This window comes from Flagellimonas ulvae, assembly GCF_049333175.1.
In the GTDB taxonomy this organism is placed as follows: Bacteria; Bacteroidota; Bacteroidia; order Flavobacteriales; family Flavobacteriaceae; genus Flagellimonas.
Map to the genome: position 1 here is coordinate 2,772,897 of NZ_CP186325.1, position 14,055 is coordinate 2,786,951.

At 38.7% G+C, this 14,055-nt stretch carries 14 protein-coding genes; 13 read left to right on the plus strand and 1 reads right to left on the minus strand.

Annotation, left to right across the window (positions count from 1 at the left end):
- The first annotated feature begins 2 nt into the window (after positions 1-2).
- The 7 genes from atpH to ACOKFD_RS12750 all read left to right on the plus strand — a co-directional run bounded on the left by atpH (position 3) and on the right by ACOKFD_RS12750 (position 6,318).
- Entirely contained in the window at positions 3-542 is a 540-nt protein-coding gene (atpH, locus tag ACOKFD_RS12720) for an ATP synthase F1 subunit delta (RefSeq protein ID WP_422858265.1), read from the plus strand.
- A 2-nt stretch (positions 543-544) separates the two neighbouring features.
- On the plus strand, positions 545-2,125 hold the full coding sequence (gene atpA, locus ACOKFD_RS12725) for a F0F1 ATP synthase subunit alpha (protein ID WP_422858266.1): 1,581 nt from the start codon (positions 545-547) through the stop codon (positions 2,123-2,125).
- A 72-nt stretch (positions 2,126-2,197) separates the two neighbouring features.
- Complete coding sequence (gene atpG / locus ACOKFD_RS12730; RefSeq protein WP_422858267.1) at positions 2,198-3,055, plus strand: ATP synthase F1 subunit gamma; 858 nt, start codon at positions 2,198-2,200, stop codon at positions 3,053-3,055.
- A 74-nt stretch (positions 3,056-3,129) separates the two neighbouring features.
- Complete coding sequence (locus ACOKFD_RS12735; protein ID WP_422858268.1) at positions 3,130-4,341, plus strand: MFS transporter; 1,212 nt, start codon at positions 3,130-3,132, stop codon at positions 4,339-4,341.
- An 86-nt stretch (positions 4,342-4,427) separates the two neighbouring features.
- Entirely contained in the window at positions 4,428-5,270 is an 843-nt protein-coding gene (locus ACOKFD_RS12740) for an alpha/beta fold hydrolase (RefSeq protein ID WP_422858269.1), read from the plus strand.
- A 3-nt stretch (positions 5,271-5,273) separates the two neighbouring features.
- Positions 5,274-5,768 (plus strand): RNA polymerase sigma factor, encoded by a 495-nt coding sequence (locus tag ACOKFD_RS12745; RefSeq protein WP_422858270.1) that lies wholly within the window; start codon positions 5,274-5,276, stop codon positions 5,766-5,768.
- Positions 5,761-6,318 carry a hypothetical protein gene (locus ACOKFD_RS12750; RefSeq protein ID WP_422858271.1) on the plus strand — a complete coding sequence of 186 codons (558 nt, stop codon included), beginning with the start codon at positions 5,761-5,763 and terminating at the stop codon, positions 6,316-6,318. The genes ACOKFD_RS12745 and ACOKFD_RS12750 overlap by 8 nt, the downstream gene beginning before the upstream one ends.
- Positions 6,319-6,326: 8 nt before the next feature.
- On the opposite strand, the gene ACOKFD_RS12755 is transcribed toward ACOKFD_RS12750, so the two are convergent.
- Positions 6,327-7,985: a sulfatase family protein gene (locus ACOKFD_RS12755; RefSeq protein WP_422858272.1), complete on the minus strand. Its 1,659-nt coding sequence runs from the start codon at positions 7,983-7,985 to the stop codon at positions 6,327-6,329.
- Positions 7,986-8,121: 136 nt separating this feature from the next.
- On the opposite strand from ACOKFD_RS12755, the gene ACOKFD_RS12760 reads away from it, so the two are divergent.
- The 6 genes from ACOKFD_RS12760 to ACOKFD_RS12785 are packed head-to-tail and all read left to right on the plus strand — an operon-like array spanning position 8,122 to position 14,052.
- The gene (locus tag ACOKFD_RS12760) at positions 8,122-9,594 is read left to right on the plus strand and encodes a lipopolysaccharide biosynthesis protein (protein ID WP_422858273.1); all 1,473 of its coding nucleotides are present in this window, start codon (positions 8,122-8,124) and stop codon (positions 9,592-9,594) included.
- Positions 9,595-9,624: 30 nt separating this feature from the next.
- A complete protein-coding gene (gene dut, locus ACOKFD_RS12765) occupies positions 9,625-10,059 on the plus strand; it encodes a dUTP diphosphatase (protein ID WP_422858274.1) in 435 nt (144 codons plus the stop codon).
- 35 nt (positions 10,060-10,094) lie between these two features.
- Positions 10,095-11,111, plus strand: coding sequence for a sugar phosphate nucleotidyltransferase (locus ACOKFD_RS12770; protein WP_422858275.1), 1,017 nt, complete (start codon positions 10,095-10,097; stop codon positions 11,109-11,111).
- 31 nt (positions 11,112-11,142) lie between these two features.
- Positions 11,143-12,045 (plus strand): tetratricopeptide repeat protein, encoded by a 903-nt coding sequence (locus ACOKFD_RS12775; protein ID WP_422858276.1) that lies wholly within the window; start codon positions 11,143-11,145, stop codon positions 12,043-12,045.
- 14 nt (positions 12,046-12,059) lie between these two features.
- Entirely contained in the window at positions 12,060-12,827 is a 768-nt protein-coding gene (locus ACOKFD_RS12780; RefSeq protein WP_422858277.1) for a DUF4292 domain-containing protein, read from the plus strand.
- Position 12,828: 1 nt separating this feature from the next.
- The gene (locus ACOKFD_RS12785; protein WP_422858278.1) at positions 12,829-14,052 is read left to right on the plus strand and encodes a murein hydrolase activator EnvC family protein; all 1,224 of its coding nucleotides are present in this window, start codon (positions 12,829-12,831) and stop codon (positions 14,050-14,052) included.
- Positions 14,053-14,055 lie beyond the last annotated feature (3 nt).

The following is a 14,055-nucleotide window of genomic DNA, read 5'->3' on the forward strand; positions in this document are numbered from 1 at the left end:
CTATGAACGAAGGAAGAGCTGCAATTCGTTACGCAAAGGCCATCCTTGATTTCGCTGTCGAAAAAAAATCAGCAGAAGCTGTTGGAAAAGACATGCGGATCATCAAGGATACCATAGCGGAAAATAAAGAGTTGGCGACACTTTTGGGAAATCCTGTGGTTAAAAGTGCGGTAAAGAAGAATATCCTTGGTGAAATCTTCAAAGATTGTAGTGAAATCACCAAAGGCTTGTTGGGTATTTTGACCGATAACAAAAGAATTGATTTACTTAAGGAAGTAGCCTTAAAGTACATCATTCAATATGAGCGGATGAAGGGGGAAGATGTAGCCTATGTTACCTCTGCAGTACCATTAAATGCTGCTCTTGAAAAGAAAATATTGGCTGAGGTGACCAAAATGACAGGAAAGAAGGTCACCATCGAGAACAAAATAGATGAAAGCATCATTGGAGGATTTGTATTGCGTGTAGGAGACTTACAGTACGATGCCAGCATCTCAAACAAATTGAATGGATTAAAAAGAGAATTTACAAATAGTCTATAAAAATGGCAGGAGTAAAAGCCGCTGAAGTATCAGCAATATTAAAAAAGCAATTATCTGGGTTTGAAGCTACCGCATCTTTAGATGAAGTAGGAACTGTATTGGAGGTAGGTGATGGTATCGCCCGAGTATATGGACTTTCCAATGCTCAGTACGGAGAACTTGTTGAGTTCGATGGTGGTATGGAAGGTATCGTTTTGAACTTGGAAGAAGATAATGTTGGGGTTGTATTGTTGGGGCCATCTAAATTGGTAACGGAAGGTGCTACGGTAAAAAGAACGCAACGTATCGCATCCATTAATGTTGGTGAAGGAATTGTTGGTCGTGTTGTGGATACTTTGGGTAACCCAATCGATGGTAAGGGAGCTATCTCTGGTGAGACCTATGAAATGCCCTTGGAGCGTAAAGCGCCTGGTGTTATCTACCGTCAACCGGTAAATGAGCCTTTGCAAACTGGGGTTAAGGCCATTGATGCCATGATTCCAATCGGTAGAGGACAGCGTGAGTTGGTAATTGGTGACCGTCAAACTGGAAAAACTACGGTTTGTATCGATACGATTCTAAACCAAAAAGAATTTTATGATGCCGGAGAACCGGTATACTGTATTTATGTTGCAGTAGGGCAAAAAGCATCAACAGTTGCTGCCATTGCAAAAACTTTGGAAGATAAAGGAGCTTTGGCATATACTACCATTGTTGCTGCAAACGCATCAGACCCTGCACCTATGCAGGTATATGCTCCGTTCGCAGGTGCTGCCATTGGAGAGTACTTCAGGGATACGGGTCGTCCCGCTTTGATTATCTATGATGATTTATCAAAACAAGCGGTGGCCTATCGTGAGGTTTCTCTTCTTTTAAGAAGACCTCCAGGACGTGAAGCATATCCTGGTGACGTTTTTTATCTACACTCAAGATTGTTGGAGCGTGCTGCAAAAGTGATTGCCGATGATGATATTGCAAAGAACATGAACGATCTTCCAGATACCTTGAAGCCTATGGTGAAAGGTGGAGGTTCATTGACAGCACTTCCTATCATTGAGACACAAGCGGGTGACGTTTCTGCCTATATTCCAACTAACGTAATTTCGATTACGGATGGTCAGATTTTCTTGGAGCAGGATTTGTTCAACCAAGGGGTAAGACCTGCGATTAACGTAGGTATCTCGGTATCTCGTGTGGGTGGTTCGGCTCAGATAAAGTCCATGAAAAAAGTTTCTGGTACTTTGAAATTGGATCAAGCCCAGTTCCGTGAATTGGAAGCTTTTGCCAAGTTTGGTTCTGATTTGGATGCTGCAACTTTAAATGTGATTGAAAAGGGACGTAGAAACGTTGAAATTTTGAAGCAAGCACAAAATGACCCATTTACGGTTGAAGACCAGGTGGCTATCATTTTTGCAGGTTCTAAGAATCTTCTGCGTGATGTGCCCGTTAATAAGGTAAAAGAATTTGAAAGAGATTTTATCGAGTTCTTGAATGCAAAGCACAGAGGCGTTTTGGATACTTTAAAAGCAGGAAAGCTGACTGATGAGGTAACCGAAACCTTGACTACGGTTTGTAAAGAACTTTCAGACAAGTATAGAGGATAATCAATTGTCATTCCTGCCGTCACATCCGGAGCGCAGTCGAAGGGAGGCAGGAATCCATACTATCAAAATAGAATGGCGAACTTAAAAGAAATACGAAACAGAATTTCCACGGTTTCTTCAACCATGCAGATAACCAGTGCCATGAAAATGGTTTCTGCTGCCAAGTTGAAGAAAGCTCAGGATGCCATTACGGCCATGCGTCCGTATGCCAATAAGCTTACTGAACTTTTGCAAAGTTTAAGTGCCAGCCTGGATGGAGATGCTGGGAGCAGCTATGCAGACAATCGCGAGGTAAACAAGGTTTTGGTTGTAGCCATCACTTCAAACAGGGGGCTTTGTGGTGCTTTTAACTCCAATATTCTAAAGCAATGTGCCGTTTTGGAAGACATTTATGCTGGAAAGCAAGTTGATTTCTTGGCCATTGGAAAAAAGGGGAATGATGGATTGAGTAGAAAATCAAATGTGATTGCCAACAAAAGTGAAATTTTTGATGGTTTGACATTCGATGCAGTTTCAGAAATTTCTGAAGAGTTAATGGCCAAGTTCACAGATGGTGATTATGACAAAATTGAATTGGTTTATAACAAGTTCAAGAATGCCGCTACCCAAATCGTAATGACTGAACAATTTTTACCTATTGTGCCGATTGAAGGAGGTGACCAGAATAGTGGCGATTATATTTTTGAACCGGAAAAGGCAGAGATAGTAGAGCAGTTGATTCCAAAATCTCTGAAGACGCAATTATACAAGGCTATTCGAGATTCTTTCGCAAGTGAACATGGAGCGCGTATGACGGCTATGCATAAAGCAACAGATAATGCGACGGAGCTTAGAGATCAATTGAAATTAACGTATAATAAGGCGAGACAAGCAGCGATTACCAATGAAATTCTTGAAATCGTTGGTGGGGCTGAAGCACTGAATAACTAAAGGTTATTCATGGACATAACACATAAGCCTCACTACAATAGTGGGGCTTTTTATTATGTATAAATCAGATTCTAATGAAATCTAAAAACACTGCATTACTCTTCATTTTCATTACCATTTTGGTAGATGTTATCGGTATAGGAATCATTGCTCCTATCATCCCAGAGTTCATCATGCAATTGACAGGTGAAGGAAATCATATGGCTGTAATTTACGGCATGTGGCTGACCACAGCTTTTGCTGGAATGCAGTTTTTATTTTCTCCGGTTATGGGGGAGATTTCAGATAGATATGGCCGTAAACCCATTCTTTTATTATCCCTTCTCGGATTAAGTTTCGACTATTTGGTTCACGCATGGGCTCCAACAATTATGTGGCTTTTTGTTGGACGGTTTCTGGCAGGAATTACCGGAGCAAGTGTTACCGTTGCCACAGCGTACATTGCTGATATAAGTACAGTGGAGGAAAAGGCAAAGAACTTTGGTTTGATCGGGGCTGCTTTTGGACTAGGGTTTATCATCGGTCCTGGTATTGGTGGGTTTTTTGGTGACATCAATATTCGTTTACCCTTTTACATTGCCGCAGGTTTGACCTTTGCAAACTTCCTATTTGGATACTTTGTGGTGCCTGAATCTTTATCCAAAGAAAAGAGAAGACCTATAGATAAAATGAAAATGATACCAGGGGTTTCCTTGGTTGCATTACGGAAATACAAAGGCGTATTGATATTGATTTTCGCCTTTTTTATGGCCAATTTGGCAGGGCAAGCTTTGCCATCAGTATGGTCTTATTACACTATAGAACTATTTGACTGGAGCCCTAAGCAAATAGGGGTTTCTTTGGTGGTAGTAGGATTGTTGGTAGCTTTTGTTCAAGGGTTTTTGGTAGGAAAGGCCGTAGAGTGGTTTGGCAAACGCAAAGTGGTAACCATTGGGTTTTTGCTTTGGACATTGGGGATGTTTCTGTTTTCTCAGGCCGATGAGCCATGGATGCTATATGCATTTTTAATTCCTTATGCGTTAGGTGGAATTGCAGGACCAACGGTTCAAGGTATAATTTCAAACCAAGTTTCTGAAAAAGAACAGGGAATCCTCCAAGGGTCTATAACAAGTTTAGTAAGCATTACCGCCATTCTTGGTCAATTAATATTTGCTCCTGTTTTCTACTATTTCATTCGTCCTGAAACCACTTTTTACTTTCCAGGCGCGGCTTACGCACTTGGCGCCATATTTTTATTCATTTCACTAATTCTTGCCATAACTGCTATGAAACGAATTGAACTTTAGGTAATCGGCTAAATTTTTTTTGGTTTTGAGGTAACATTTTTTGAATTGTGCATCAAAAGGGTAAAAATCAATTAATTCTTTTACCCATGAAAAAATCAAAAACTCTTTTAGCATTATTACTTATTATCCTTTCCACTATTTCCACACATGCTCAAAAAGAACCCTTTAAGGTTCAGGTTGTAGGAGCAGGGGAGCCCTTGTTGTTTTTCCCAGGATTTGCCTGTACTGAAGAAGTATGGGAAGAACAGATTGCTGTTCTCTCCAAGAACTATGAATGTCACCTGTTTACTTTTGCTGGCTTTGGCGAAGTTCCTTCTATAGAATTCCCATGGTATCCCAAAATTGAAAAAGGAGTATTGAACTATGTTAAAAAAAATCAATTGGAGAACGCTATTGCGATTGGTCATAGCCTTGGAGGAACTTTGGCTCTTTCTTTAGCGGCAAAAGATTCTATCTTTAAAAAATTGATTATTGTAGATGCTTTAACAGCAACTGGGGCACTTATGTTTCCTAACTTCAATAGTGATAATATGGTTTATGATAGCCCATATAACAACCAAATGTTAACGATGAGCCCCGAAGATTTTGAAAAAATGGCTTCCAATATGGCAATGGGAATGACGCAGACCAAGGAAAAACAAAATCAAATTGTTGAATGGATGAAAGGAGCAGACCGAGAGACCTATGTTTATGGTTACACAGATTATTTAAAGGTAGACCTGAGGGAAGATGTTGCTAACATCAATATACCTGTCATTATTTTGGCAGCGACTGAACCATTTGGATTGGACATGGCCAAAAGAACGTATGAGGATCAATATAAAAATCTTCCTGACTACGAGCTAAGGTTTGCGGAAGGGGCATTACATTTTATCATGTTCGATAAACCTACTTGGCTTCTTGATCAATTACAGTCCAGTCTTCCATAAAAGATGACAGAACAAGAAATTCATTTTAAACATATTTACCAAGAAAACTATCCCAAAGTAATGCGATTGTGTATGGGGTATGTTGGGGGAAATAAGGAATTGGCTGATGATTTGACCCAAGAGGTTTTTATAAAAACTTGGAATAACTTAAAGACTTTCAGACAAGAAAGCAATATTACCACGTGGATTTATAGAATAGCGGTAAACACCTGTTTAATGAATCTTAGAAAAAGGAAACGAAATCAACCTTTGGTTGCGGTTGATTCCCATGAGATTTCAGATGGAAGTGATGCAACGGAAGGAAAGGAAAGGCAATATCAAGAGATGTATCGATGTATCGATACCCTTAGTGTAACCAACAAAGCTATAATCCTTATGGAGCTTGAAGGACTGGCGCAAAAGGATATTGCCAAGGTGATAGGCCTGAAACATGAGGCCATTCGTACAAGAATCCATCGTATTAAAATGCAACTATCAAAATGTGTTGAACATGAATAAATTTGAAGAATTACAGAAAAGCTGGATGGCCCAGCCCATTCAAAAACCATCGGAAACAGATTTTGCAAAACTAAAGCAAAAAATTTCTAGAGTGGAGAGAAAACAGTGGATAGCAAACATCGTTTTTTTAACGACCATTGTTGTTCTAGTGTATTTTTTCTACTACGTCAAAGCAATACAATATCAGAGCGTGGCCATAGCCCTAATAGTCATGATAGGAGTTTTAGTGATTAGAGCGGTTCTGGAATCATTCAGCTTAAGTAATTTGAGAACCTTATCTGCTACGTTGGAGATTGAAAAATTTAAAGTAAAACTTAAAAAATACCACAAACAAAGAATTATCGTTCACGTAGTCTTGACTCCAATATTGTTGACTCTATACAGCCTCGCCTTTTGGACGATGTTACCTGATTTTAAGGCTAGTTTATCCAAGGGATTTTATACTTACATTTTGATATCGTCCATAGTCTTACTCTTCTTCTTTTCATTTTTCATATTCTTTCAAGTACGCAAAGAATTAAGAACACTTAAAACGCTAAGGGAGGGGTAGAAATCTTTTTATTTGCCGCTCTTCAAAGGGGAGTCAATATTATTGGCCTTATGAATTTCAATATACTCTTGGTTCAACTCATCTGAATCTTTGTATTGTACCCTTAATTCATCCAACTTAACCTTTAACTCCTTGACCACATCCGCATATGCCGGGTCATTGTAAACATTGTTCATTTCCTGTGGGTCTTTTTTGCGATCGTACAATTCCCACTCGTCAACATCATAATAGAAATGAGCCAGTTTATAGTCAATGGTCACTAATCCGTAGTGTCTTTTTACTTGATGTACTGCTGGGTACTCATAATAGTGGTAATAAACGGCATCACGAGTCCATTCTTCCGTATTACTCGTCAAAAGTGGCATAAGGCTTTCACCCTGCATATCTTCGGGCGCTTCAATTTGAGCAGCATCCAAAAAGGTCTGGGCAAAATCGAGATTTTGTACCATTTCTTCATTAGTAATTCCTGGTTTGATTTGGTTGGGCCAACGAATCAACAAAGGAGTTTTGAAGGATTCATTATAGATAAACCGCTTATCAAACCAACCGTGTTCTCCTAGATAGAACCCTTGATCGGAAGTATAGACCACAATTGTGTTATCCGATAAATCGTTTTCATCCAGGTAAGACAAAACCCGTCCAATATTATCATCAACCGAAGAAACACAAGCGAGATAGTCTTGCATATACCTTTGGTATTTCCATTTCATTTTCTCCTTTTTGGTCATGTTTGGCCAATTCTTCTCAAAATCATCGTTTATGATGTCAAGAATAGGTTCGTAGGCCGCTTTTTGTGATTCCGTGATTCTTTCTGTATATGGTTTATCAAAGCCTCCCTCATATTCTCGAACCTTTGGGCTAAGGTTTTTCATTCTTGCCGTTACAGCTGGTCTAATCTTGCTATCATGGTTGTACATCATATCATTCAGCAGATTCATTTCCGCAGTCCTAGCTGCCGTTCCTCTGTTTTCATAGGTGTCAAACAAAGATTTTGGTTCTGGAAACTCTTTGCCCAAAAACTCTTTGAATTTGTCTGGTCTGGGCCACCAAGGTCTATGTGGCGCTTTATGCAGGTACATTAGCATGAATGGTTTAACCGTATCTCTTTTCTTGTCCAACCAATCCAGTGTTAAATCCGTGATGACATCAGTAACATAACCTTCAATTCGCGTAGTATCCCCTGTTTTGGTAATAAAATCAGGGTTAATGTAGGAACCTTGCCCTGGAAGAATCATGAATTCATCTACACCTTTGGGATTGTTCCCAAAATGAAGCTTTCCAAACATAGCTGTCTGATAACCGGCTTCCTGAAAAATCTGTGGAAAAGTAACTTGGGTGGTGTCAAACGGCATTTGATTATCTACTTTTCCATTGATGTGGGTATGCTTTCCTGTTAGAATAGTTGCTCGAGAAGGCGCACATATGGAATTGGATACACAGGCATTTGTAAAAACGATACCTTCCTTGCCGATACGATCAATGTTAGGGGTTTGAATCAACCGATTGTCATAAGCACTAATAGCCTGATAAGCATGATCGTCAGACATAATGAATATGATGTTAGGCCTTTTGGCAACTTCTTTTTTCTCTTCTTTTTTTTCTTGACAACCCGATAAAAAGAGCATGCTTATAAAGAAGAAAAGAGAAAGACTATGAATAGTTTTCATTGGTTTTCAGTTTGACTCTTAAGATAGCAATTATTTGATTCTGTTTTTTGGAACGCTGTCAAATCCATTATCTATTTATTACTGTGGGAACAACTTCACGGTTTTGTGTAACTTGCGCAGGGTTAAACGATCCTAGTTGAATCCTTTAAAAAAGCTTTTTAAACAAACCTTTATTTATGGATTGGCCACTGTGCTTCCCAGGGTCATTTCGTTTTTCTTGCTGCCTTTATATACCTCAGTTTTTGAAAATGCATCGGGATATGGTCAGTACACCAATATTTACGCATGGATAGCCATATTCAATGTGTTTTTAGCCTATGGGATGGAAACCACGTTTTTTAGATTCTATAATAAAAACAAGGATAAAGGGAGCGTAGTTTCAACAGCACTCGTTTCCTTATTGGTTTCTTCCCTCTTGTTTTTAATTGTCGCTATGATAGTTAAGGGGTGGCTAGCGGATTTTACCAATATTGATGTAGAATATATTCGTTTTACCACGTACATACTGGTTTTGGATGCCTTGGCGATTATTCCATTCGCTTTATTGCGCGCCAATGAAAAACCTATGAAGTACGGTTTGTTAAAAATCATCAACGTAGCTATAAACCTTGGCTTTAATGTGTTTTTCTTGCTGATTTTACCAGGGATATCCGAACAAAACCAAGAGAGCTATCTAGCATCGTTGTATAAGGAAGGTTGGGAAATCCAATACATATTTATTTCCAATATCATTGCAAGTGGAATTACACTAGTATTCCTTTTGCCCACGTATTTACGGGTTAAATTCCGATTCGATATATCCCTATGGAAACAAATGCTCAAATATGCAGGACCTATTCTTGTTGCCGGAATTGCTTTTACAATTAACGAAGTTCTAGACAAGATCTTATTGACTGAATTACTTCCGGATGATATCGCGGAAGGAGAGGTGGGAAAATATGGCGCATGCTATAAATTGGCGTTGTTTATGACCTTGTTTGGGACTGCTTTTCGAATGGGAGTGGAGCCGTTTTTCTTTAGTCATGCCAACAAAGAGAACCCTCAAAAGACCTATGCCCAGATTACGAATTATTTTATTATTCTAGGTAGCGTAATCCTTTTGGCCGTTGTGGTATTTATTGATGTGCTGGCAAAGCTTTTAATTCGGAATTCAGTCTATTGGGAGGCTCTGGATGTTGTGCCCATCATTCTATTGGGAAGCCTATGCTTGGGTATTTATCATAACCTTTCGGTATGGTATAAAATTACTGACAAAACAAAATATGGAGCATATATCTCATCCGTTGGAGCCCTGGCAACTTTACTAATCAATTTTCTTTTCATTCCAAAAATTGGGTATATGGCCTCTGCGCTGGCCACCTTGATTGCGTATGCCAGTATGATGATTCTCTCGTATTCTTTTGGAAGGAAACATTATCCAATTCCTTATAACATTAGAAAGATTACTTTCTATTTGGGATTGTCCATTTTGTTTTCAGCACTTTCCTTTTATGTTTTTAACCGAAATTTAATAGCCGGAGGGGCACTTCTTTTGTTATTTTTGATATTGACATATAAGTTGGAAGGAGAAAATCTACGCGCCATTTTTCAATCCACACCTAAAAACTGAATAACAGAAATAGTGAAGCTAAACAGTGAAATGAAGATAAAGGTCATCAATTCCTCTAAACATGATTTGCCACATTATGAAACCCTTGCATCTGCCGGAATGGATTTAAGGGCCAATTTAGATGAGTCCATAACACTAAAACCGTTGGAGCACAAAATTATTCCTACCGGTATTTTTATGGAGCTGCCTGTGGGAATTGAAGCTCAGGTACGCCCGCGAAGTGGATTGGCAGCTAAAAAAGGAGTTACAGTTTTAAATGCACCCGGAACCATAGACGCGGATTATCGCGGTGAAGTAGGGGTAATTTTAGTTAATCTTTCCAATGAAGATTTTATTGTCAAAGACGGGGAGCGGATAGCTCAGATGGTAATTGCGAAACATGAAAGATCTGAATGGGAAGAAGTTGAGCAACTTACCGAAACAGATCGTGGGTCAGGAGGATTTGGCAGTACAGGAACACAATAAAACAAGATACTAACCACGTTATATTTTATAGATACATGAAAATTATTGTCCCAATGGCCGGAAGAGGATCCCGACTTAGGCCACATACACTAACGGTTCCCAAACCTTTAATACCTGTTGCAGGGAAACCTATTGTGCACCGTTTGGTAAGTGATATTGCCAAAGTTTTGGGAGAACCCATTGAAGAGGTTGCCTTCATTTTAGGAGACCCTGCCTTTTTTGGTGAAGATGTTGTGGAAAGTCTTACGGAATTGGCCGAGAGTTTGGGCGCAAGAGGGTCAATTTATAGGCAAGACCAACCCTTGGGAACCGGTCATGCCATTATGAGTGCCAAAGAATCTTTGATCGGACCAGCGGTCATTGCATATGCGGACACTCTGATTCGGGCTGACTTTGATTTGGATAAATCAGCTGATAGTGTTATTTGGGTAAAACAGGTAGACGAACCTGAGGCCTATGGTGTTGTTAAACTGAGTGAAGAGAACCAAATTGTGGAATTGGTGGAAAAGCCAAAAGAATTTGTCTCAGATTTGGCGGTAATTGGTATTTACTATTTTAGGGATGTGGGTGTGCTTAAAGATGAGTTACAATATGTATTGGACAACAATGTGATGCATGGAGGGGAGTATCAAATCAATGATGGAATAAAACGTATGATGGATAAGGGCATGAAGTTTGTGCCAGGAAAAGTGGATGAATGGATGGATTGCGGGAACAAAGCAGTTACCGTGGAGACAAATCAAAGAATGTTGGGCTTTTTAGAGAAGGATGGTGAAAAATTAATTGCCTCCGATGTTACTTTGGAAAATGCCAATATTGTAGAACCTTGTTTTATCGGTGAAGGAGTTGTGATAAAAAATACTACGGTTGGCCCTTATGTTTCTATAGGTTCAAATACGCAATTGGAGAACTCAACTATCAAGAATAGTATAATCCAAAATGAAAGTAAAATATCCAATGCCAATTTAGATAATGCCATGATAGGCAACCATGTTATTTTTGATGGCAAATTTGAAACGGTAAGCCTTGGGGATTATTCGGAAATGAAGTGATTTTTTGAGAAAGGGGTAAAACTAAATGTAAATGATGAGGAATATATGTTGGGTAGTATTGGCTTTTTGTATACCCTTAGGCGCTTTAGCTCAAGAGGAAGAGAGTGCTGAGCTTTTTTTAGAAGAATATACCGATGAGTTTCAAAGCTTATTTTTTGAAGCTCTTAAGCAAAAAGGAATTCAAAACTATGATCGTGCAGCTGAAAAACTGTTGGAATGTAAAAATCTGCAACCAGATAATTTGGTCATAGATTATGAATTGGCCCGCGTCTATTTTCTGGATAAAAAATTCAACTTGGCGCAGGGTTATGCTATTCTAGCCCTAGAACAATCACCGGAAAATTATTGGTATTTGGAGCACTTCATTTCCATTTTGGAAAAGCAAGGCAATACTGTAGATGCATTTGCCGATAGAATTCCGCTTACCAATGCTTCACTGAGAGGAAATCTAGCAAAGATTTATTTCCAAAAAGGAAAGTATAGCAATGCCCTTAAGCAATTGGACAATTTACCTCGCACCGCCAATACAATCAGCTTAAGACAGAAAATAGAAGATTCCATAAAGAAAAAGACCGTTACAAAAACAGTAGTTACCAAAAGCACTTTCTCACCTGAGAACCCAGTGGAGGAGTTAAAAAAACGAATGGATGCGTTAATCTCCAATAGGGATTTTAAAACGTTGGAAAATATAGCAAATGAAGCAAAGGACACCTATCCACTTCAGCCTTATTTTCAGTATGCATATGGCTTGGCATTGACAAAAAGCGGTAAAAAGGAAGAGGGAATAGAAATTTTGGAAACAGCTTTGGATTTCATTTTTGAGGATATTCCCTTGAAGAATAACGTTTACAGAGTCTTATCTGAGACTTATGCCTCTATGGGTAATGATAAGAAAGCTACTGAATATGCCAATAAAATAGAAACCGGTTCATAGAAATAGGAGTTAGGATGATGATTAAACAATTGGTATTTTTTATTTCAATGACACTTTTGCTTGTCGCATGTAAAAGCACTAAAAACGTAGTTGGGGGAGAGGTGGACGGTTCTATCTCAACTAAAAAGATTATTGCCAACCACTATGGCAATCAGGAAGATTTTAAAACACTACGTGGAAAAGTTAAAATTGATTATTCCAATGGCAGGGAGAGTCAGGGGATATCGGTAAGCCTTAGAATGGAAAAGGATAAGGTGATATGGATTAGCGCCCCGTTAGGTGTGGTAAAGGCCCATATTACCCCAGAAAAGGTATCTTTTTATAACAAACTACAAGGGGAATACTTTGATGGGGATTTTAGCTTTTTAAGCGAATTGTTGGGCACTGAACTTGACTTTGCAAGTGTTCAGAACCTATTGTTAGGCAACGCCATTTTGGATATGAGAAAAGAAAAATTCACTTCTCAAGTTGCTGATGGAAACTATCAACTGCAACCCAAGAAAGCGAAAGCACTTTTTTCACTTTTGTTTCAGCTAGAACCAAAGCATTTTAAAGTAGCAACCCAAGAAGTGCTTCAACCGGAAGAGAATCGGTTTTTGAGCGCAAAATATACCTATCAAGATATTTCTGGAAGAATTTTTCCAAATTCAGTACAGGTTGTAGCGCTTGATAAAAAGGATAGGACTATCATAGATTTGAATTTCCGCAATTTAGAATTGGATAAAACATTGAATTTTCCATATAAAATCCCTAGGGGATATGATAAGATTATATTAAAGTAAAATGTCAATTAATATTTCATATCGAATTGATTTAATGCTTATTGCATTATTGTTGACATTTTGTTTGAATGCCCAGACGGGAGAACAGAAAGCCTTGGAGGCCAAAAGGGAAAGACTTCAAAAGGAAATTAAGGAAATCAATAGATTGTTGTTTGCTGAGAGGAAAGAAAAAGGGGATATTATTGACCAAATGGAGGCATTGGATAAGAAAATAAATGTGCGCCAAGAACTTATAAGACTTACCAATCAACAGTCCAATTTGCTAAATCGACAAATAAGCGTAAACATAAGGAGCATAAGCAAACTAAGGGAAGATTTGAAGTTGCTTAAAGAAGATTACGCAAGATTGATTCAAAAATCATATCGGAACAAAGCGCAGAACAATAGACTCATGTTTCTCTTGTCGTCTGACAACTTTTATCAAGCTTTAAAGAGACTGCAATATATGAAGCAGTATGCCCAGCACAGGAAAAAGCAAGGGGAGTCCATCGCTACTAAAACTGCACAGCTTACCGATTTAAATAAGGACCTAGTAGAGCAACGAAAAGTAAAAGAACAGCTGCTGGTTGAAAATAGAAGCGCAAAAAATACCCTCTCCAGGGAAATAGCCTCCCAAAAGGAACTTTTGACCAGTATACGCCAAAATGAGGCACGGTATACCGCAGCAATTGATAAAAAAAGAAGAGAAGCACGAAAAATTGATAGGGAAATTGAACGTTTGATTAAGAGTGCTATTGTTACAACAAACAAAAAAACGGGAAATACTAGTACAAGAACATTTGCGCTCACTCCTGAAGCAAAAATTGTGGCAACGAACTTTTCTGCAAATAAGGGGAAACTGATTTGGCCAGTGGAAAAGGGAATCAAAAGCCAAGGGTATGGCTTATATAAGGACAAACTATATCCAGGTATTGAACACAGAAATAATGGGGTGACCATCACTACAGATAAAGGTAGTAAGGCAAGGGCCATTTTTGAAGGAGAAGTGATTGCCATACTTAGTGTGCCCGGGGGTAGCAGGGGCGTTCAAATAAAACATGGTAATTACATCAGCACCTATTACAACCTGTCCAAACTTTATGTAAAAAAAGGAGATAAAGTAACAGCCAAAGAAGTTTTAGGCGATATTTATACCAGTCGGTTTGATGGTAGTACAAAACTAAAATTCTATCTCTATCGAGATTCTAACAGATTGAATCCTGAAGAATGGATATATCAATTATAGAAA